Source organism: Proteus sp. FME41 (assembly GCF_014897315.1).
Taxonomy (GTDB): Bacteria; Pseudomonadota; Gammaproteobacteria; order Enterobacterales; family Enterobacteriaceae; genus Proteus.
In genome coordinates this window covers 1-20,648 of record NZ_JABUYL010000033.1, presented here as the reverse complement: position 1 = coordinate 20,648, position 20,648 = coordinate 1, and the positions used below count along the sequence as shown (strand labels likewise).

Below are 20,648 nucleotides of genomic sequence, written 5' to 3'. Positions count from 1 at the left end.
AACGCCCGACCAATTGATTAAAAGTCAACTGCTCTACCGACTGAGCTAACGACCCATGCCTAACTGTGTGATATTGCGTGAAATAACCGAATGAAGTGGTGGGCGGTATTGGGCTCGAACCAACGACCTCCTCCTTGTAAGGGAGATGCTCTACCAACTGAGCTAACCGCCCACTCACACTAAATCATACAACGTATCACAACGAAAATAATGGTGGGCGGTATTGGGCTCGAACCAACGACCTCCTCCTTGTAAGGGAGATGCTCTACCAACTGAGCTAACCGCCCAATCACACTAAATCATACAACGTATCACAACGAAAATAATGGTGGGCGGTATTGGGCTCGAACCAACGACCTCCTCCTTGTAAGGGAGATGCTCTACCAACTGAGCTAACCGCCCAATCACACTAAATCATACAACGTATCACAACGAAAATAATGGTGGGCGGTATTGGGCTCGAACCAACGACCTCCTCCTTGTAAGGGAGATGCTCTACCAACTGAGCTAACCGCCCAATCACACTAAATCATACAACGTATCACAACGAAAATAATGGTGGGCGGTATTGGGCTCGAACCAACGACCTCCTCCTTGTAAGGGAGATGCTCTACCAACTGAGCTAACCGCCCGTCGTGATGGGGTGCATTATAGGGATACTGTGCTATGAGTCAACGATTTTTATCAGATTTTTATCGTGAAAATGTTCGTTCGTTTTATTTTTAGTCAAGATGCTTTTTTTAGCACCATTAGTAACACAGCAATTGACCAAAGTAATCCCTTGCTATCTCCTCGTCAAACGAAAAATCATCAATTTTAAATTTTTATCTCTGTTAAAAGCTTAATGTCATTGAGGAATTAGCATCCAGTGATAAAATAAGGCAACCATTTCGTTTTTTTGATAATCACGATTACTTATCTATATATAAGTAAGACGTACTAAGGCAATCTCAATGAGTAAAATAAAAACCCGTTTTGCACCAAGTCCTACTGGCTATCTACATGTTGGTGGTGCGCGTACCGCACTGTATTCTTGGTTATATAGCCGTCACAATAAGGGCGAGTTTGTACTGCGTATTGAAGACACCGACTTAGAACGTTCTACACAGCCAGCTATCGATGCCATCATGGACGGTATGAACTGGTTAAATCTGAATTGGGATGAAGGTCCTTATTATCAGACTAAACGCTTTGATCGCTATAACCAAGTTATCGATCAAATGCTATCAGCAGGCACAGCCTACCGTTGTTATTGCTCTAAAGATCGCTTAGAAAAATTACGCGAAGATCAAATGGCAAATGGTGAAAAGCCTCGTTACGATGGTTGTTGTCGCGGTGGTAACCATAATCACAGTGCTGATGAACCTCATGTTGTGCGCTTCTTAAATCCACAAGAAGGTTCTGTCATTTTTGATGATAAAATTCGTGGCCCTATTGAATTTAGCAACCAAGAGCTTGATGATCTTATAATCCGTCGTACTGATGGCTCACCAACCTATAACTTCTGTGTCGTTATTGATGACTGGGATATGGAAATTACTCACGTTATCCGTGGTGAAGATCATATCAACAACACCCCTCGTCAAATTAATATTCTCAAAGCATTAGGTGCACCTGTCCCCGAATATGCCCATGTATCGATGATTTTGGGTGATGACGGTAAAAAACTCTCTAAACGTTACAATGCAGTCAGTGTGATGCAATATCGTGATGACGGTTATTTACCCGAAGCACTATTAAACTATTTAGTGCGTCTAGGCTGGTCTCATGGTGACCAAGAGATTTTCACTATTGATGAAATGATTGAACACTTTACTTTAGAAGCTATCAGCAAATCAGCCAGTGCATTTAATACTGATAAGCTACTTTGGTTAAACCACCACTACATTAATACTCTACCTGCAGAAAACGTAGCCGTTTACTTAGATTGGCATATCAAACAACAAAATATTGATACTAGCAATGGTCCATCATTGGTTGAATTGATCAAATTATTAGGTGAGCGCTGTAAAACATTAAAAGAGATGGCTGAAAGCTGTCATTATTTCTATGTTGACTTCGAAACATTTGAAGAAACAGCGGCGAAGAAACATTTACGCCCTGTTGCTCGCCAGCCATTAGAAGTCGTTCGCGATAAATTGTCTGCCATTACCGATTGGACTGCTGAAAATGTTCACCAAGCTATTCAAGATACCGCGGATGAATTAGAAGTGGGTATGGGTAAAGTGGGCATGCCTTTACGTGTTGCTGTAACAGGTGCAGGTCAATCTCCTGGCTTAGATGTTACTGTTCATGCCATTGGTAAAACACGTAGCATTGCACGTATTAATAAAGCATTAGATTTTATTACTGAAAGAGAAAGCCAAGCTTAATTAGCTCGTTAATCTTAATTAATATGAAAGATACATTCATCAAATAGGGAATGTATCTTTTTTTTGTACTCTTTTTCAGCAATCAATAAACAATATGAGATTAACTGATTGACAGTATTGTGCTTGTTGCCTATTATCAAGCCCGTTCCAGTATGTTGGGGCTATAGCTCAGTTGGGAGAGCGCTTGCATGGCATGCAAGAGGTCAGCGGTTCGATCCCGCTTAGCTCCACCAATATACTTTTAGAACAATCCAAAATATGGGGTTATAGCTCAGTTGGGAGAGCGCTTGCATGGCATGCAAGAGGTCAACGGTTCGATCCCGTTTAGCTCCACCAGAATTTAAAAATCCTGAAGAGAAATCTTCGGGATTTTTTGCTTATAGCTCTCCCTAATTATTCGCTATTGAGCTGTATATCCCCCATCAATGGCATAAAATGCCCCTGTTGAAAAACTACTTTCATCTGAAAGTAAAAATGCAACGGTTTTAGCAACTTCTTCTCTGGTTGCCATTCGTTTCATTGGGTGCGTATTTGCCATCCAGTCACGCACTTCATCAGGTAACATTTGCATTTTGGGCGTATCAACATAACCAGGACCTATCGCATTAATTCTCACACCTTGGTCAGCAAACTCAAGTGCCGCAGAACGGGTAATACCTAAAACAGCGTGTTTTGCCGCGGTATAAGCCGAAATCCCCGCGATACCGACAATCCCATTGGATGATGAAAGATTCACAATACTGCCTCCTCCACTTTTGAGTATAGCGGGAATGCCATATTTCAAACCATAAAAGACACCATTAATATCAGTATCCATTACCGCCTTCCAATCCTCGATATCATAATCCACAATAGAGGTATTATGAGGTCCCGTGATCCCCGCATTATTAACTAAACCATGCAATGCACCAACTTGCGTTATAACAGTTTTAACCATTTTCTCAACTTGAGAAGGTGATGTCATATCAGCTTGTAATGCGATGACTTTTTTCCCTGTGGTATCAATAGAACGTGCGGTTTGTACTACTTGATCTAAATGTCGGCCAGTAATAAAAACTGTCGCACCACGTTGATATAACAGTTGAGCAATACCTTCGCCCACTCCCGTACTTGCTCCTGTCACTAACATAATTTTATCTTCAAAATATCCCATATTGTTAGCCTCTTTTATTATCAATATCTTAATGTTTCATTACGATTACGCATAAGTAATTAACTAAAGTTAACTATACCTATATTATTTGATTAACTTTGGTTAATCAATATAAAGTTTATTCACTGATGCTGACCTGTTATGATTAACTTTAGTTAATAGTATTTAAGGATGGTATTTTATGGATCAGACTACATTAGAAAATGCATTGTCATTATTGCAATGCACACTAGTGGCACAACGGACTCGCTATACACCGGAGCAAGTCACTTGGGGACAATATGATATTTTAGAGTTGTTGCGTTTACGCGGTGATTTAACCCCTTCTCAACTAAGTGACTCATTAGCGATTTCGAGGCAAAATTTATCTAAGTTTATGCGTGGATTGAAAACACTTGGGTTTATTGCACAGTATCGCGCTGAAAAAGATAAACGTGAGCTTATTACACATTTAACCGATGAAGGTCATACTTTTTTAGAAAGAGCGGCATTAGGCCGAAAACAGAACGCAGAAAAAATTAGCAAATGTTTAACCGTAGGTGAGCAAACACTATTTATAGAATTAAGCCAAAAAATTATTAACGCATTAGCGCCTGAAAAATCAGACGCAAGCCAAGGTTAGCGAGACTGTTTTAATGGCGTTAATAGCCCTTCTAAGCCATCAATTTTAATTGCAAGGGTCATTTCCATCAGTTGGCCTAGCTTTCCCTCAGGGAACGTCCCTTTCTTAGCAAACCACAATAAATATTCTTCGGGTAAATCGACCAGCATTCGCCCTTTATATTTTCCAAATGGCATTTGTGTGTTGGCAATATCAATAAGATGCTGTTTTTCTAGCATAACCTACGTCGCTTTATCATTAAGAAAGTAAAACTTATTATAGGGTAATTTTAAGATAAAAAAAGCAGCACCCTAAGGCACTGCTTCGTTTTCTCTTACTTGGCTAACAAGTAATAGGATTTACATTGTTATTTTATTCACATGCTATCTGTTTTATCTTGAGGGATTAAACAAATAGACCTGCGATAGCGGCTGATAAGAAGCTTACCAATGTAGAACCGAACAGTAATTTCAGACCAAAACGAGACACAACATTACCTTGCATTTCGTTTAGACCTTTAATCGCACCTGCAACAATCCCGATTGAAGAGAAGTTAGCAAATGAGACTAAGAATACCGATAAGATACCCACTGAACGTGGTGATATATCTGCTGCGATATCTTGTAAGCTACCCATTGCAACGAATTCGTTAGACACTAACTTCGTTGCCATCACACTACCAACACGTAATGCATCTTGTTCTGGTACACCAATTACCCATGCTAATGGATAGAAAACGAAACCTAAACAATCTTGGAAGCTAATACCGAAAATCATACTGAATATCGCATTCACAGCAGCGATTAAGGCAATGAAACCAATCAGCATTGCAGCTACGATTAATGCAACTTTGAAACCTGCTAAGATGTATTCACCTAACATTTCAAAGAAGCTTTGACCTTCATGCAGATTACCCATTTGAATATCTTCTTCATTTTCAACTGAGTATGGGTTAATCACAGAAAGGACGATAAAGGTACTGAACATATTCAGTACTAATGCAGCAACAACGTATTTTGGATCTAACATTGTCATGTACGCACCAACAATCGACATTGATACTGTTGACATTGCTGTTGCAGCCATGGTGTACATACGGCGCTGAGACATTTTGCCTAATACATCTTTATAGGCAATAAAGTTTTCAGACTGACCAAGAACCAATGAACTTACTGCGTTGAATGATTCCAGTTTCCCCATACCGTTCACTTTAGAAAGCACAGTACCGATAATGCGGATCACGAAAGGTAATACTTTGATATGTTGAAGAATACCAATTAATGCAGAAATAAAGATAATTGGACATAATACATTCAGGAAGAAGAATGCTAAACCACCTTTCATCATGCCACCAAATACAAATTCTGTACCTTGTGCGGCATAACCTAATAAGTGATCAAATAATCCAGCGAAGCCACGGACAAAGCCTTCACCAACATCAGAGTTGAGGAAGAACCATGCTAATGCGATTTCAATAACTAATAACTGCACGATATAACGCAGACGGATCCCTTTGCGGTTGTTACTCGCAATGAATGCTAATGCGCCAATAACGGCGAGTGCTAAAACGAAGTGAATGATAGAGGACATGCATGCTCCAAAAATAAAAACAAATCTTGGAGAGCATTCTATGTAACGCGTAACATTAGGATGTGACTATTGTCACAATATCATGAAAGCACATGCACACTATTTATTAAATAAGATAGGTTGATCACACTTTGAGGGTTACAAGCAGAACATTAAATGTAAATTTAGCTTAAGTAAAAATGCCACCGAGAGCGTTTCTCAGTGGCATTTATTAAATAGTAGAGTGATTATTTAGATTGATCAAGTAATCTTATCATTTCATCTTCATCAATTACGGCTATCCCTAACTCGTTAGCTTTCACTAACTTAGAGCCCGCTGCTTCACCTGCAATGACCATATCTGTTTTTTTAGAAACACTACCACTCACTTTTGCCCCTAAAGCCACTAATCTATCTTTTGCTTCATCACGTGTTAATTGTGATAGTGAGCCTGTTAACACGACGGTTTTACCTGCAAAAGGATTATCACCCGCTTTATGAGTAATAACTACCGGTGCTTGCCATGTAATACCAGCATCATTAATTAGCTGATCAATAACCGTTTTATTGTGTTCTTCTTGAAAAAAGTTCACAACATGCTTAGCTACGATATCGCCGACATCAGGCACTAACTTTAAGGTTTCAACATCTGCATTTCGTAATGCATCAAGCGTAGAAAAATGAGTTGTTAATCCACTTGCTGTTGCTTCACCTACTTCTCTAATACCGAGTGCATAAATAAAACGTGCAAAAGTAGTCGATTTTGCTTTATCTAATGCAGTAATCAGTTTTTTCGCTGATTTTTCACCCATTCGCTCTAACCCAGACAGGATTTTTTCATCTAAACGGAAGAGATCGGCTGGTGTTTTGACGTACTCTTTTTCAACCAGTTGGTCGATAATTTTATCGCCCATACCATCAACATCCATCGCACGACGAGACACAAAATGTTTAAGTGCTTCTTTACGTTGTGCACCACAAATTAATCCGCCCGTACAACGCGCGACGGCCTCACCTTCAATACGCTCAATATCAGATTGGCAAATAGGGCATTGGGTTGGAAAAATAATCTCTTGCGCATCTGTAGGCCGTTTCTCTTCAATCACACTAACAACTTGAGGAATAACATCACCTGCCCGACGAATAACCACAGTATCGCCAATACGTATCCCTAATCGTTCAATTTCATCCGCATTGTGCAATGTGGCATTACTCACGACAACACCCGCCACTTGCACAGGCTCTAAACGTGCTACGGGTGTAATAGCACCAGTGCGTCCCACTTGGAACTCAACGTCTTTAATGACCGTCATTTGTTCTTGTGCTTGGAATTTATAAGCAATTGCCCAACGAGGTGCTCTTGAGACAAAACCCAACTCTTCTTGCAGAGCAATATCATCCACTTTGATAACCACACCATCGATATCAAAGCCTAAATTAGGGCGAATTTCTTCTATGTGGCGATAAAACTCAAGCACCGCATTACTGCCTGTACAACGTTTAACCGCATCACTAACCGGTAATCCCCACATTTTAAACTGTTGTAAACGATCATAATGACTTGTCGGTAACTCTCCACCTTCCAGCACACCTACGCCATAACAGAAAAAGGTTAATGGGCGCTTTGCTGTGATACGAGGGTCAAGTTGTCGTAAAGATCCTGCGGCTGCATTACGAGGATTAGCAAATACTTTCCCGCCTGTACGTCGAGCTTCTTCATTTAAATATTCAAAGCCTTTTTCATTCATAAAGACTTCGCCACGAATTTCAATTCGAGCAGGAATATTCTCGCCATATAAACGCAGAGGAATAGCGTTAATCGTTCTCACATTTTCAGTGATATTTTCCCCTGTAGTACCATCACCTCGTGTTGCAGCTTGCACTAACACTCCATTTTCATAGAGTAAACTAACGGCAAGTCCATCGAGTTTTAATTCACAGCAAAAAGTGATCTCTTCACTATTCTTTAAACGGTCACGTAGGCGTTTATCAAATGCCTGATAGCTTGTTTCATCAAAGGCATTATCTAAAGAGAGCATGGGAATTTCGTGTCTCACTTGCTCAAATGCAGTAAGGGGTAATGCCCCAACTCGCTGTGTCGGTGAGTCAGTCGTAATTAATTCTGGGTGTTGGGCTTCTAATGCTTTTAGCTCATTCATTAAGCGATCGTATTCAGCATCAGGAATTTCAGGCGCATCCATGACATGATAAAGATATTCATGGTGACGTAAAGTAACGCGAAGTTTATCAATTTGTTGTTGAGTGTTTTTATTCATGATTTATCACCAAAGAAGAAAAACCCCCGCAAGCGGGGGCTTTTTTTTACAGACAAAAGCTATTGATTTAAATCCAGCGTCCTGCGAATTCTAGATTTATAAAGCTCGATTTTTTGTGGTGTTAACAATTTTCGTTGATCATCGAGCACAACACCACCCACATCAGATGCGATACGTTGAGCTGCAAGCAACATCAATTTAAAGTTTTGATTAGCATCACCATAAGATGGAACCATCATAAATATCGACACGCCTGGCGTAGTTAATTCAGCCATTGTATCAATATTAAATGTTCCTGGTTTTACCATATTCGCTAAACTAAACAAAACTGGCCCATTCGCTGTCGGATTTAAATGGCGATGGAAAATATTCATTTCTCCAAACTGGAATCCAGCTTGAATAATACTTTGCATCAATACTTCACCATCCAACGATTGGCCATGATGTGCACTGACATTTAAGACAATAACCAGCTCTTTCTCTGCCGCTTCCACAGGTGGCGCAGCTTCAGCTTTTGGCTCTTCAGCCTGAGCATGATGCGAAGCCTCAGTTTCAACAGGAGTCACATGAGCCGTTGTCTCTGAAATAGAGGGCTCAGAACGCACAGCGGGGCTTATTGTATTAACGTGTGATTTTATTTCACTCGCCACATTGACCACAGGTGTTTGTTTTGGCTCATCCCTAACAATCGGTGCTGGCTCTCTTTCAATAGCATCAAATACACCAAGGTTTGGCTCTTGCTGCAATGAAGTTTCGTTAGAATGCCCTTTTGTTTGGGGTTCAGATATTAATGGATCGCTATCCGCTACCGAAAACTCAGGTTCATGTAGCGGCACCGATTTTATCGGTGGCTCACTCTCCCGCTTTTCAGTAGAGGATAAAGTTGATGTCTGATGACTAGCCTCAGCATATTGTGGTTCGTCATCGTTCTCATCTGACTGATAATTCTGTTTCTGACGTTTTACTGGGCGATTACGGAAAAGCTTGGAACGCTCTTTTCGACCAATCCATAAGCCGTGTAATAACAAAGCTATGATTAAAATCGCACCAACAACGATTAATATCAGACGCAAATTTTGCTGCATCATTTCTATCTCTGTTGTCTTGAGGTTTAATAGCCACGTTGGCGAATATTACTTTTTACTAAGAGTATTTGCCAATGCTCATAAGTGCAAGCCAATACTTAATTTTCTTATCACAAAGATACACACATCAATCTCTTATGCGCATTTTTTAGACAATTCATGACTAGTAAGGCTGATTATCTCCCTATATGATACTAGCTTGCCCTCATTGGAGAGAATAGGAAGTATGACAAATTTGACAGAAACGAATAAAAATTTAAATGGATTTCATTATTTTGCTCTTGGCTGGCGTTTAATTACACGCAAAGGGCTAAAACGTTTTGTTATCTTGCCCTTACTCGCCAATATTATTATTCTCGGAAGTGCCTTTTGGTGGTTATATGGACAAATTGGCAGTATGGTCAATTGGATGATGGAAAAAGTCCCCGATTGGTTACAGTGGTTAAGTTATTTAATATGGCCATTATCCGTTATTTTTATTTTATTGGTGTTTACTTATTTTTTTAGCACCCTAGCCAATATTATTGCCTCTCCATTTAATGGGTTATTGGCTGAAAAACTGGAAGGACAAATAACGGGTATTGCACCACCTGATACAGGTGTTGCAGGTATATTGAAAGATGTTCCGCGTATTTTAAAACGTGAATTGATTAAGATTGCCTATTATTTCCCTCGCGCAATTGTCTTGTTATTGCTTTACTTTATTCCTGTTGTCGGGCAAACCGTCGCCCCCATATTGTGGCTTGTTTTTGGTGCATGGATGATGGCAATTCAATATAATGATTTCCCATTTGATAACCATAAAATTTCATTTGCAGCAATGAAATCGTCACTTAAACAAGACAAATGGAATAACCTACAATTTGGGATGATTGTTAATATTTTCACCATGATCCCGCTTCTAAACTTAGTCATCATGCCTGTCGCAATTTGTGGTGCAACAGCAATGTGGTGCGATCGTTATCGCAAACAACATGTGCAAGAAGGACAGTGGTAAATAAATAAGCAAAGGCGCTTAAATTAATATACTCAACTTGATGAGTTACTTTAGTTAAAGCGCCTTTCAGTTATCCTAAATAAAACCAAACAACTTTTTACTCATCAGAATAAAGAACCGTATTAAGATGGTCTGCTGCTTGTTCTTGATCCATTGGCTCACGCTTATTCAGCCCTATTCCAAACACGCTTAATGCTGACTCTAATTTTTCTATCGCCTCTTCGTTGTCATGAATACAAAGAATATAAGCATTCTCAAAAGGTGTGAGATCAACTAACCGTAAATTTTTATCGGCTAAATAGTAATTAATACATTCCAAAAAGGGCAGTTCGTACGGCAACATATAAGGGTCACAAGTTACTCTGTCCCATTCTATATTTTCCATTTGAGATAAAATAGCGGCATTAGGGGAGTCAAAAAAGAAGATATCCCCTAATGATTCTAAGGGTTTTAAATCAGGTATTTCACCAAAATATTCTTTCCATTCGACATAGTCCATCAATCCTTGAGCTGAAAGTGATTCATATAACCAATCTAGGATATCTTCCTGAGTATCTGATTCAGGGAGATTCTCATGCAAAGCTTGAACATCCAATTCAGGTAAAACGTGTTCAAGTACCGTAATCAACTCTTCAACCGTTTCCATTATGACCCCTGTGTTACCGTAAATTGCGTTAAAAATAGATTATCAACTATCAATATACTGTATATCGTTTGATTTATTAATATGTGAAAATTCTCATTGACTCTTGATTAGATTTTTTTGGAATAAAAAAACAAAAAAGTTATAAGTATATTCATAAAGCTTATTTCCATATTTAACTTGATGGCGTATGGTAATTTCATCTGACCTTATAAAAAATCATGTACCGAGGATAAAAATGAGCAAGATTTTCGAAGACAACTCGCAAACTATTGGACATACTCCCTTAATTCGCTTAAAGCATTTCGGAAATGGCAACATTCTGGCTAAAGTGGAATCTCGTAACCCAAGCTTTAGTGTAAAATGCCGTATCGGTGCTAACATGATTTGGGATGCTGAGAAGAAAGGTATTTTAAAAGAGGGTATTGAACTTGTAGAACCAACCAGTGGTAATACAGGGATTGCACTTGCCTATGTGGCAGCAGCTCGTGGATACAAACTGACATTAACAATGCCTGACACCATGAGTGTAGAGCGTCGTAAATTACTCAAAGCATTAGGGGCTAATTTAGTCCTAACTGAAGGCGCTAAAGGTATGAAAGGCGCCATTGATAAAGCCAATGAAATTCGTGATAGCGATCCTAAACGTTACTTATTGCTACAGCAATTTAGCAATCCAGCAAACCCTGAAATTCATGAAAAAACCACAGGCCCTGAAATCTGGAATGATACTGATGGTCAAGTCGGTGCCGTTATTGCAGGAGTGGGTACTGGAGGAACAATAACAGGTATTGGCCGTTACTTGAAAAAAACACAAGGTAAAGCAGTAACAATGGTTGCAGTTGAACCTACTGGCTCCCCTGTTATAACTCAAGCATTAGCAGGTGAAGAAATTAAACCTGGTCCACATAAAATCCAAGGTATTGGTGCTGGTTTTATCCCTGAAAATTTAGATTTATCGTTACTGGATCGCGTTATCCAAATTACTAACGAAGAATCCTTTGATACTGCTCGTGAATTAATGGCTAAAGAAGGTATTTTAGCAGGAATTTCTTCGGGTGCCGCCATTGCTGCTGCCGTAAAACTCGCAAAAGAGCCAGAATTTGCAAATAAAGAAATTGTGGTCATTTTACCCTCTTCGGGTGAGCGTTATTTAAGCACACCACTTTTTGCTGACATTTCTGATAGCTAAATCGCATCATCTCAATTGTAAAATATTTATTAAAAAAGCACCTTAAAGGTGCTTTTTTTGTGGTAGAGATCAAATTTTGTCATCCCAACAGGTGATTTATTCCTTCGAGTTTAGTATTTAATCAATTAATTATTTCGAAGGTCGAAATTAATCAGAAAATAACCGAGCAGATAAAAACCTCTTCGTTATTTTTCTGAGCGCCATTTTTATCAGATGACACATTACGACTTAATATTATCTGATATTGCTACGCAAAGCAGGGCAAATTAATCTACACTTACTAAGTCCTGACTTAATGTGAACAATTGAGTTATAAAAGGAAAAAATCCTATGTACCAGCAAGAAGTTACTATTACAGCACCAAACGGCTTACATACTCGTCCTGCAGCACAATTTGTAAAAGAAGCCAAAACGTTCTCTTCTGATATTACCCTTATTTCTAGTGGTAAATCAGCCAGCGCTAAGAGCCTTTTCAAATTACAAACTTTAGGTTTAACCCAAGGTACTGTAGTGACTATCTCTGCTGAAGGTGAAGACGAAAAACAAGCCGTTGACGCATTGGTAAAATTAATGGCGGAATTAGAATAATCCTATCTCACCATTAACACGCTATTTATTCCCCTGAAACCTTTCAGGGGAGTTCATTTCAGTGATGATTTTAAAACAACAGTATTTTGCAATCCTATTCTTTTAAGATTATCACCAGCAAGTCGTAGGATAAATTATGATTTCAGGAATTTTAGCATCACCCGGTATCGCATTTGGTCAAGCCCTTCTCCTAAAAGAAGAACCTATCATCATTAGCCAACGTAAGATCCAAAGTGATGAAATTGAGAATCAAATTGAGCGTTTTAAAGATGGCCGTAATAAATCTGCACAACAACTAGAAATTATTAAAGAGCGTGCTGAAAAGAACCTCGGTGCTGATAAGGCCGAAATCTTTGAAGGTCATATCATGTTGCTAGAAGATGAGGAATTAGAGCAAGAAATTGTCACTCTCATCAAAAGTGACAAAAAAACGGCGGAAGCGGCTGTTCAATCTGTGATTGAAGACCAAGCAACAGCATTAGAAGCCTTAGATGATGAATATTTAAAAGAGCGAGCTGCTGACGTTCGTGATATTGGTAAACGCTTAATGCGTAATATTTTAGAGATGCCAATTATCGATTTAAGCGCTATCTCAGAAAAAGTCATTTTAGTGGCAACCGATTTAACACCATCTGAAACAGCACAGCTTAGTTTAGATAATGTATTAGGTTTCATTACCGATATCGGTGGTAGAACCTCACATACCTCTATTATGGCGCGTTCATTAGAAATTCCCGCGATTGTCGGCACATCTAACGCAACACAAACCATTAAAAAAGACGATTATCTTGTTCTTGACGCGATTAATAATAAAATCATTATTAATCCGTCAGATGAAGAACTTGAAGCATTAAAAGCAATTAAAGAAGAGTATTTGCACGAAAAAGATGAGTTAGCAAAACTGAAAGATTTGCCCGCGATTACACTTGATGGGCATCTAGTCGAAGTTTGCGCTAATATTGGTACAGTCCGCGATGTTGCAGGTGCTGAACGTAACGGTGCTGAAGGGGTTGGTCTGTATCGTACTGAATTTTTATTTATGGATAGAGACTCATTTCCAACAGAAGATGAGCAATTCCAAGCCTATAAAGCAGTAGCAGAAGCAGTGGGAAGTCCAGCGGTTATTATTCGTACTATGGATATTGGCGGCGATAAAGACTTACCTTACATGAACCTACCCAAAGAAGAGAACCCATTCTTAGGCTGGCGTGCAATTCGTATTTGTCTTGACCGTAAAGAGATCCTTCATTCACAATTACGTGCTATCTTAAGAGCATCTGCTTTTGGTAAACTACGCATTATGTTTCCAATGATTATCTCTGTTGAAGAGATCCGCGCATTGAAAGCAGAACTTGAAATATTGAAAAGTCAGCTTCGTGAAGAAAATAAAGCGTTTGATGAGTCTATCGAAGTCGGTGTGATGGTAGAAACACCAGCCGCTGCAGTGATGGCTCGCCACATGGCAAAAGAAGTTGACTTTTTCAGTATTGGGACTAACGATCTAACACAATATACTCTGGCTGTAGACCGTGGAAATGAGCTGATATCTCATCTGTATAATCCGATGTCACCTGCCGTACTCAACCTGATAAAACAGGTGATAGATGCATCACATGCTGAAGGTAAATGGACTGGAATGTGTGGTGAACTTGCTGGGGATGAGCGAGCAACGTTGCTACTTCTAGGCATGGGATTAGATGAGTTTAGTATGAGTGCTATTTCGATTCCTCGCATCAAAAAAGTGATTCGTAATGCGAATTTCGATGATGCAAGAGCATTAGCAGAGCAAGCACTTGCTCAACCTACTGCAAAGGAATTAATGGACTTAGTAGAAACTTTTACTAAAGAAAAAACACTGTGCTAATCACATTAGCCAGAGCCCGGTCCCAACTAAAATAATTAGGAGAAGATTCATGGGTCTGTTTGATAAATTAAAATCACTGGTTTCAGAGGAAAAGAAAGGCAGTGGCACGATTGATATTGTTGCACCACTTTCTGGTGAAATCGTCAATATCGAAGATGTTCCTGATGTTGTTTTCGCTGAAAAAATCGTAGGTGACGGTATTGCTATCAAACCTGCTGGTAATAAAATTGTTGCACCAGTCGATGGTACTATCGGTAAAATTTTCGAGACTAACCATGCTTTCTCTATTGAGTCTGACACCGGTATCGAGTTATTTGTCCACTTCGGTATCGACACTGTTGAACTGAAAGGTGAAGGATTTAAACGTATCGCTGAAGAAGGTCAGCAAGTAAAAGTTGGTGATACTATTTTAGAATTTGACTTGGCTGTATTAGAAGAAAAAGCAAAATCAGTTCTAACGCCAGTTGTCATTTCTAATATGGATGAAATTCAAGGTTTAACCAAAATGACAGGCCCAGTTACTGTTGGTGAAACCGTTATTATTCAGATTAAAAAATAGTCTTCTGTGATGTTCTCTATTTAAACCGCCACCCATATGTGGCGGTTTTTTTTATTCAAAAATCCAAAATACTCTAACTAATTCAACAATGTTCTTACTCTAAATAATTCAAGATGCAGCTAGGCGACAAGTGAATGAGTCGCTAGGAGCATACACAAGTATGTGACTAGTGCGAATGAACGTAGTCAACAACGCTACACCTTGAAGTATGACGACATTCTTACTCTAAATAATTCAAGATGCAGCTAGGCGACAAGGGAATAAGTCGCTAGGAACATACACAAGTATGTGACTGGTGCGAATGAACGTAGTCAACAACGCTACACCTTGAAGTATGACGACATTCTTACTCTAAATAATTCAAGATGCAGCTAGGCGACAAGGGAATAAGTCGCTAGGAGCATACACAAGTATGTGACTAGTGCGAATGAACGTAGTCAACAACGCTACACCTTGAAGTATGACTACATTCTTACTCTAAATAATTCAAGATGCAGCTAGGCGACAAGGGAATAAGTCGCTAGGAGCATACACAAGTATGTGACTAGTGCGAATGAACGTAGTCAACAACGCTACAGTTTGAATTATGACGAGTAAACGCCCGTCGACAAATAACGATCCCCCCTATCACACACAATGGCCACAATCACTGCCCCTGGATTTTCTTTTGCAACGCGCAGAGCACCTGCTACAGCGCCACCGGAACTTACCCCACAGAAGATACCCTCTTGCCTTGCTAAAAGGCGCATTGTCGATTCAGCTTCGTTTTGAGACATATCAATAACACTGTCCACCAGCTCTTTTTTAAAAATACCCGGTAAATACGCAGGTGACCAACGACGAATCCCCGGAATTTGGCTTTTTTCTTCAGGCTGAAGTCCAACAATTTGCACGCTGTCTGATTGTGTTTTTAAGTAACTTCCCACGCCCGTGATCGTCCCTGTTGTTCCCATACTTGAAACAAGGTGCGTAATGCGCCCTTGCGTTTGTTGCCAAATTTCAGGGCCTGTTGACATAAAATGTGCTCTGGGATTATCTGGATTATTAAATTGATCTAATACCGTCCCTTCACCCTGTTGTTCCATTTGTTTAGCGAGATCTCGCGCACCTTCCATGCCAATGTCACGACTCACTAAAATTAATTCTGCACCATAAGCTTGCATTGATGCTTGGCGCTCTTTACTCATATTTTCAGGCATTAATAATTTTAAGTGATAGCCTTTTACCGCCGCAATCATCGCTAAGGCAATTCCTGTATTACCACTGGTAGCTTCAATCAGCGTATCGCCTGGTTTTATTTCACCACGTAATTCCGCTTGTTCAATCATCGATAATGCTGCTCGGTCTTTTACTGAACCTGCAGGGTTATTGCCTTCAAGCTTAACCCAAATTTCAGCATCTACCTCTTGTGTAAGTCGTTGTAGTTTTACTAATGGTGTATTACCAATAAATTGTTCTAACCCTGCCACAATAAGTTCCTGCTCATTTATTTGTCTGTATTAATGAAGAAATCACATTTAACTTATTAACGCAATGATATTAACGTAATTTGATAAGTCTCTTCGCTTTCATAAAAACCAAAACACCCATACCAGAAATGGGCATGGGTGAAAAAGAGTGACGTGAAGCAATATAGTAATAATAAAACTAAGCGGTATAGGCTAGTGATACCGTATTTAAAGGAGTATCTCCCGTATATAAACGAGCTTGATCACCGCCCATATAATAGGTTTTTCCTTTGATTGGCACTGAAGAAATATCATTCCAAACTGTGCTAATGGGTGTTTCACTCCATCCTAAGGGTTGTAAAATTAACTGCCAATAATGCCCTTTTGGTGATGCCTCAATAACGTTAACAGGTAATCGACAAACGCTATTGGCGTGCACACTTAATGCGATTTCCCAAGGACGTAAAAACACATCAACAGAGCCTTGATAAAGCGGTGTCACAGATAATGGCAAATGATATCCCCCAATTTGCAATTGAGCGCCATTAATCTCTCCTTGTAGATGATTCACATCACCTAAAAATTCGAGAACAAAGCGGCTTGAAGGTGATTGCCACACTTCTTGTGGTGTACCTACCTGTTCTATTTTACCATTTCCCATAATGACAATGCGATCAGCGACTTCCATCGCTTCTTGTTGATCATGGGTAACAAAAACACTAGTAAATTTAAGCTCTTCATGCAATTCGCGTAACCAACGGCGTAATTCTGTTCTAACTTTGGCATCTAAAGCACCAAATGGCTCATCTAATAACAATATTTGAGGTTCAACAGCCAATGCTCTAGCTAGTGCAACACGTTGTTTTTGCCCACCTGACAACTGTGCTGGATAACGTTGAGCTAAATGAGGTAATTGGATCATCTCTAATAACTGTTGAACTTTTTTATGGATAGCTTCTTTGTTAGGACGCTCCCGTCGAGGCAATACCGTTAAGCCAAAGGCGATATTCTCAAATACAGTCATATGACGAAACAGTGCATAGTGCTGAAAAACAAAACCAACTTTACGATCTCGAGCATGTAATCGACTAACATCCAGCCCTTCGAAACGAATACTTCCTTGAGTTTGATGTTCTAAGCCTGCAATGATACGTAAAAGTGTCGTTTTCCCTGAACCTGAAGGCCCCAACAATGCCACCATTTCACCTGAAGCGATATCAAGGCTGACATCATGCAACACTTCTGTGCGATCAAAATATTTTGTGACGTTATTAATTTCAATACTCATATTTTGCCTCTACTTTTGTGCTAATAATGATGTCATTGCTGACGCGCTAAATGCCATTGCAACGCACTTTTAAACATTAAGGTGACTATCGCCATCAGAGCGAGTAGCGCCGCTGCGGTAAATGCACCAACGGTATTATAATCTTGGTGAAGTAATTCAACCTGTAATGGCAATGAATAGGTTTCACCTCTAATCGCACCTGATACAACTGAAACTGCACCAAATTCACCTATCGCTCTGGCATTGGTTAATACAACACCATAGAGCAATGCCCAGCGAATATTCGGTAACGTTACTCGCCAAAACATTTTCCATCCACTCGCCCCTAATAACACAGCGGCTTCATCTTCTTGGCTACCTTGACTCATCATCACCGGCACCAGTTCTCTCACAACAAAAGGACAAGTGACAAATACGGTGACGAGAACCATTCCCGGCCATGAGAACATAAGCTGAATATCAAACTGAGATAACCATTGACCTGCCCAGCCGTTACTACCGTAAAAAAGCAGATAGAGTAGCCCAGCAACAACGGGAGATACCGCAAAAGGAATATCAATCAGCGTCATTAACAGTTGACGGCCAGGAAAACGAAAGCGAGTGACAAGCCATGCCATACTGACACCGAACAACACATTGACAGGTACGGTGATTAACGCGATTAACACTGTTAACCAGACAGCATGTAACATATCGCCATCTAACAGATTCTCAGTAAATATTTCGATGCCTTTTGAAAACGCGGTCATAAAGATCCACGCAATTGGCACAACTAAAAATAAAATGGATAACACAATACCGGTGAGGATTAATCCCCATTTTACCCAATCAGTTTGACGACGATAAACAGAGCGTTGTTGCGCTACTTCAGACATTAATGCCCCCTCAATCGTTGACCAAATCGACTTTGTAATCCATTAATTGAAAACAGTAAGACTAACGAAACTAATAAAATCACAGATGCAACAGCACTGGCAGCAGGATAATCAAATTCTTGTAGTCGAATAAAAATCATCAAAGAAACCACTTCTGTCTGCCATGCAATATTGCCTGCAATAAAAATAACTGCACCAAACTCACCCAAACTGCGTGTAAAAGAGAGCGCGGTTCCTGCAATTAATGCAGGTGACAATTCAGGTAATACAATTTTACGAAATGTTTGCCAACGGCTCGCCCCTAACGTTTCTGCCGCTTCTTCATATTCAGGGCCTAACTCTTCCAAAACAGGTTGAACTGTTCTAACGACAAAAGGCAAACTGGTAAAGGCCATAGCAACCGCAATGCCTATCCATGTATTAATGACTTTGATGTCAAATTTATCCAATACAAAACCGTACCAGCCTTGTGTGGAAAAAAGAGTGGCAAGAGTTAACCCTGCAACCGCAGTCGGTAAGGCAAAAGGTAAATCCATTAAACCATCAAGTAGTTGTCTGCCCGGAAAGCGATAACGTGTAATGATCCACGCGAGTAACATGCCAAAAATAGCATTAAAAATACTGGCAACTGCAGCCGCGAGGAGTGTAACTTTATACGCAGCGACAATTTGAGGGTGTGTTATGACGGCCCAATATTGCGCCCAACTCATATCTGAAAGTTGCACAACCAGCGCACTCATTGGTAACAGTAAGATTAAGCAAGTATAAAACAGTGTTCCCCCTAAGCTTAATCCAAATCCTGGTAATACCCGTTTGCTGGTTGTGGTAAACATTATTGACGTCCTTGCGCTAATAACTTGTCAAGCATGCCATCTGTTGTGAAATGCGTTTTCATCACGTTATTCCAGTCGCCAAATACCTCTTCAACCGTAAATAAAGATGTTGCTGGAAACTGTGCTGCTTTTTGAGCCATAACTATTTTATCATTTACGCGATAATTAAATTGCGTGATGATCTCTTGCGCTTTAGGGCTATATAAATAGTTGAGGTAGGCTTTTGCCAGCGCTTCGGTGTCGTTACGTTGCACATTTTTATCAATCCAAGCTACGGGGAACTCAGCCAAAATATCAACGGGGGGTACAATCACTTGATATTCATCTTCGCCGTATTGCTGACGGATATTATTCACTTCAGATTCAAAACTGATCAGTACATCACCGAGCCCTCGTTCAATAAAAGAGGTTGTTGCGCCACGTCCCCCCGTATCAAAAACTTCAACGTTTTTAAGGAATTTTTTCATGGCTTCTTGGGTTTTATCATCATTGCCATAGGCTTTTTCAAAAGCGCCCCAAGCGGCTAAATAAGTATAACGTCCATTACCCGATGTTTTAGGATTAGGGAAAACCACTTTGACATCTTCACGTGTTAAATCTTCCCATGACGTAATATTTTTAGGGTTTCCTTTACGCACTAAATACGCCATGGTGGAATAATAAGGTGAGCTATTATTAGGCAAACGTTGCTGCCAATCTACAGGAATGAGCTGGCCTTTATCATGCAAAATTTGTACATCGGTGACTTGATTATATGTCACTACATCTGCAGGTAAGCCTTGTAATATCGCAAGCGCTTGTTTAGACGATCCAGCATGAGATTGTTTGATGGTGACTTTATCATCAGGATGTTGTGCATCCCATTGTGTTTTAAAATCACTATTTAGCTGTGTGAATAACTCTCGGGCAATATCATAAGAGCTATTGAGTAATTGAGCCGCCCCAGCATAACTACTAACAACCAAAGACAATGCTGCGGTTGCTTGTAATGCAAAGGTTCTGATTGTGTTTTTCTTCATCAAAAGTACCCATCATTGTTAGTTTTATTCTGAGGGTTACTCTATCGGCTTTATTTATAACAGTGTAGTTAACTTTTGTTATTTGATATAACTATAAGCTATTAAAACTGAATGAAACTCAGGCTAATTAATTAAATTTGCATCGATTGTCATTAATGTGAAAAAAATTCAGACATCTCTTCTTATAAAAAAATAAACTGATACAAAAATGCCTGCTATTAAAAGCAGGCATTTCATCAATAAAAACTTAATTTAGTACTAGATAATTACAGCGCTTTTAATACTT

The 20,648-nt window shown here is 39.7% G+C and carries 18 protein-coding genes and 7 tRNA genes; 9 read left to right on the top strand and 16 right to left on the bottom strand.

Annotated features, from left to right (window positions below; genetic code table 11):
- Positions 1–96: 96 nt before the first annotated feature.
- From INT04_RS18385 to INT04_RS18365, 5 genes are all read right to left on the bottom strand, one after another.
- A tRNA-Val gene (locus tag INT04_RS18385) sits at positions 97–172 on the bottom strand.
- A gap of 39 nt (positions 173–211) precedes the next feature.
- Positions 212–287 (bottom strand) — tRNA-Val (locus INT04_RS18380).
- A gap of 39 nt (positions 288–326) precedes the next feature.
- Positions 327–402, bottom strand: a tRNA-Val gene (locus tag INT04_RS18375).
- 39 nt (positions 403–441) lie between these two features.
- A tRNA-Val gene (locus tag INT04_RS18370) sits at positions 442–517 on the bottom strand.
- Positions 518–556: 39 nt separating this feature from the next.
- Positions 557–632, bottom strand: a tRNA-Val gene (locus tag INT04_RS18365).
- A gap of 321 nt (positions 633–953) precedes the next feature.
- Here INT04_RS18365 and gltX point away from each other — a divergent pair.
- The 3 genes from gltX (at position 954) to INT04_RS18350 (ending at position 2,708) form a co-directional block, all read left to right on the top strand.
- Positions 954–2,372 (top strand): glutamate--tRNA ligase, encoded by a 1,419-nt coding sequence (gene gltX, locus INT04_RS18360; protein WP_193017504.1) that lies wholly within the window; start codon positions 954–956, stop codon positions 2,370–2,372.
- 157 nt (positions 2,373–2,529) lie between these two features.
- A tRNA-Ala gene (locus INT04_RS18355) sits at positions 2,530–2,605 on the top strand.
- A 27-nt stretch (positions 2,606–2,632) separates the two neighbouring features.
- Positions 2,633–2,708: transfer RNA gene (locus INT04_RS18350), tRNA-Ala, on the top strand.
- Positions 2,709–2,772: 64 nt separating this feature from the next.
- Here INT04_RS18350 and INT04_RS18345 read toward each other — a convergent pair.
- Complete coding sequence (locus INT04_RS18345) at positions 2,773–3,525, bottom strand: SDR family NAD(P)-dependent oxidoreductase (protein WP_193017503.1); 753 nt, start codon at positions 3,523–3,525, stop codon at positions 2,773–2,775.
- 181 nt (positions 3,526–3,706) lie between these two features.
- On the opposite strand from INT04_RS18345, the gene INT04_RS18340 reads away from it, so the two are divergent.
- Entirely contained in the window at positions 3,707–4,147 is a 441-nt protein-coding gene (locus tag INT04_RS18340; protein ID WP_193017502.1) for a MarR family winged helix-turn-helix transcriptional regulator, read from the top strand.
- Here the strand turns inward: INT04_RS18340 and INT04_RS18335 are convergent.
- The 4 genes from INT04_RS18335 to zipA all read right to left on the bottom strand — a co-directional run bounded on the left by INT04_RS18335 (position 4,144) and on the right by zipA (position 9,059).
- Entirely contained in the window at positions 4,144–4,365 is a 222-nt protein-coding gene (locus tag INT04_RS18335) for a DUF3820 family protein (RefSeq protein ID WP_193017501.1), read from the bottom strand. The two genes, INT04_RS18340 and INT04_RS18335, sit on opposite strands and share 4 nt — an antisense overlap.
- A gap of 166 nt (positions 4,366–4,531) precedes the next feature.
- Positions 4,532–5,716: a NupC/NupG family nucleoside CNT transporter gene (locus INT04_RS18330; protein ID WP_193017500.1), complete on the bottom strand. Its 1,185-nt coding sequence runs from the start codon at positions 5,714–5,716 to the stop codon at positions 4,532–4,534.
- A gap of 227 nt (positions 5,717–5,943) precedes the next feature.
- A complete protein-coding gene (ligA, locus tag INT04_RS18325; RefSeq protein WP_193017499.1) occupies positions 5,944–7,971 on the bottom strand; it encodes an NAD-dependent DNA ligase LigA in 2,028 nt (675 codons plus the stop codon).
- Between the two features lie 59 nt (positions 7,972–8,030).
- Complete coding sequence (gene zipA, locus INT04_RS18320) at positions 8,031–9,059, bottom strand: cell division protein ZipA (protein WP_193017498.1); 1,029 nt, start codon at positions 9,057–9,059, stop codon at positions 8,031–8,033.
- Between the two features lie 223 nt (positions 9,060–9,282).
- Here zipA and cysZ point away from each other — a divergent pair, with 223 nt between their 5' ends.
- Complete coding sequence (gene cysZ / locus INT04_RS18315) at positions 9,283–10,053, top strand: sulfate transporter CysZ (RefSeq protein WP_193017497.1); 771 nt, start codon at positions 9,283–9,285, stop codon at positions 10,051–10,053.
- Between the two features lie 97 nt (positions 10,054–10,150).
- Here cysZ and INT04_RS18310 read toward each other — a convergent pair whose 3' ends face one another.
- A complete protein-coding gene (locus tag INT04_RS18310) occupies positions 10,151–10,699 on the bottom strand; it encodes a hypothetical protein (RefSeq protein WP_193017496.1) in 549 nt (182 codons plus the stop codon).
- 235 nt (positions 10,700–10,934) lie between these two features.
- On the opposite strand from INT04_RS18310, the gene cysK reads away from it, so the two are divergent.
- The 4 genes from cysK (at position 10,935) to crr (ending at position 14,899) form a co-directional block, all read left to right on the top strand.
- Positions 10,935–11,888, top strand: a complete 954-nt coding sequence (cysK, locus tag INT04_RS18305; protein ID WP_193017495.1) for a cysteine synthase A — start codon at positions 10,935–10,937, stop codon at positions 11,886–11,888.
- 330 nt (positions 11,889–12,218) lie between these two features.
- Entirely contained in the window at positions 12,219–12,476 is a 258-nt protein-coding gene (gene ptsH, locus INT04_RS18300; protein WP_193017494.1) for a phosphocarrier protein Hpr, read from the top strand.
- A 136-nt stretch (positions 12,477–12,612) separates the two neighbouring features.
- Complete coding sequence (ptsI, locus tag INT04_RS18295; RefSeq protein ID WP_193017493.1) at positions 12,613–14,340, top strand: phosphoenolpyruvate-protein phosphotransferase PtsI; 1,728 nt, start codon at positions 12,613–12,615, stop codon at positions 14,338–14,340.
- 49 nt (positions 14,341–14,389) lie between these two features.
- Positions 14,390–14,899, top strand: a complete 510-nt coding sequence (gene crr / locus INT04_RS18290) for a PTS glucose transporter subunit IIA (RefSeq protein WP_193017492.1) — start codon at positions 14,390–14,392, stop codon at positions 14,897–14,899.
- A gap of 584 nt (positions 14,900–15,483) precedes the next feature.
- On the opposite strand, the gene cysM is transcribed toward crr, so the two are convergent.
- The 5 genes from cysM to cysP form a co-directional block, all read right to left on the bottom strand.
- Positions 15,484–16,368 carry a cysteine synthase CysM gene (gene cysM / locus INT04_RS18285; RefSeq protein ID WP_193017491.1) on the bottom strand — a complete coding sequence of 295 codons (885 nt, stop codon included), beginning with the start codon at positions 16,366–16,368 and terminating at the stop codon, positions 15,484–15,486.
- Between the two features lie 178 nt (positions 16,369–16,546).
- Positions 16,547–17,635 (bottom strand): sulfate/thiosulfate ABC transporter ATP-binding protein CysA, encoded by a 1,089-nt coding sequence (gene cysA, locus INT04_RS18280; protein ID WP_193017490.1) that lies wholly within the window; start codon positions 17,633–17,635, stop codon positions 16,547–16,549.
- A 32-nt stretch (positions 17,636–17,667) separates the two neighbouring features.
- Entirely contained in the window at positions 17,668–18,510 is an 843-nt protein-coding gene (cysW, locus tag INT04_RS18275) for a sulfate/thiosulfate ABC transporter permease CysW (RefSeq protein WP_193017489.1), read from the bottom strand.
- Positions 18,510–19,343, bottom strand: a complete 834-nt coding sequence (gene cysT, locus INT04_RS18270; RefSeq protein WP_193017488.1) for a sulfate/thiosulfate ABC transporter permease CysT — start codon at positions 19,341–19,343, stop codon at positions 18,510–18,512. Before cysT ends, cysW begins: the two co-directional genes overlap by 1 nt.
- On the bottom strand, positions 19,343–20,362 hold the full coding sequence (gene cysP / locus INT04_RS18265) for a thiosulfate ABC transporter substrate-binding protein CysP (RefSeq protein ID WP_193017487.1): 1,020 nt from the start codon (positions 20,360–20,362) through the stop codon (positions 19,343–19,345). The genes cysT and cysP overlap by 1 nt, the downstream gene beginning before the upstream one ends.
- Positions 20,363–20,648 lie beyond the last annotated feature (286 nt).

Coding starts and splice junctions, on each gene's coding strand:
- gltX (WP_193017504.1), top strand. CDS start 954: ATGAGTAAAATAAAAACCCGTTTTGCACCAAGTCCTACTGGCTATCTA.
- INT04_RS18345 (WP_193017503.1), bottom strand. CDS start 3,525: ATGGGATATTTTGAAGATAAAATTATGTTAGTGACAGGAGCAAGTACG.
- INT04_RS18340 (WP_193017502.1), top strand. CDS start 3,707: ATGGATCAGACTACATTAGAAAATGCATTGTCATTATTGCAATGCACA.
- INT04_RS18335 (WP_193017501.1), bottom strand. CDS start 4,365: ATGCTAGAAAAACAGCATCTTATTGATATTGCCAACACACAAATGCCA.
- INT04_RS18330 (WP_193017500.1), bottom strand. CDS start 5,716: ATGTCCTCTATCATTCACTTCGTTTTAGCACTCGCCGTTATTGGCGCA.
- ligA (WP_193017499.1), bottom strand. CDS start 7,971: ATGAATAAAAACACTCAACAACAAATTGATAAACTTCGCGTTACTTTA.
- zipA (WP_193017498.1), bottom strand. CDS start 9,059: ATGATGCAGCAAAATTTGCGTCTGATATTAATCGTTGTTGGTGCGATT.
- cysZ (WP_193017497.1), top strand. CDS start 9,283: ATGACAAATTTGACAGAAACGAATAAAAATTTAAATGGATTTCATTAT.
- INT04_RS18310 (WP_193017496.1), bottom strand. CDS start 10,699: ATGGAAACGGTTGAAGAGTTGATTACGGTACTTGAACACGTTTTACCT.
- cysK (WP_193017495.1), top strand. CDS start 10,935: ATGAGCAAGATTTTCGAAGACAACTCGCAAACTATTGGACATACTCCC.
- ptsH (WP_193017494.1), top strand. CDS start 12,219: ATGTACCAGCAAGAAGTTACTATTACAGCACCAAACGGCTTACATACT.
- ptsI (WP_193017493.1), top strand. CDS start 12,613: ATGATTTCAGGAATTTTAGCATCACCCGGTATCGCATTTGGTCAAGCC.
- crr (WP_193017492.1), top strand. CDS start 14,390: ATGGGTCTGTTTGATAAATTAAAATCACTGGTTTCAGAGGAAAAGAAA.
- cysA (WP_193017490.1), bottom strand. CDS start 17,635: ATGAGTATTGAAATTAATAACGTCACAAAATATTTTGATCGCACAGAA.
- cysW (WP_193017489.1), bottom strand. CDS start 18,510: ATGTCTGAAGTAGCGCAACAACGCTCTGTTTATCGTCGTCAAACTGAT.
- cysT (WP_193017488.1), bottom strand. CDS start 19,343: ATGTTTACCACAACCAGCAAACGGGTATTACCAGGATTTGGATTAAGC.
- cysP (WP_193017487.1), bottom strand. CDS start 20,362: ATGAAGAAAAACACAATCAGAACCTTTGCATTACAAGCAACCGCAGCA.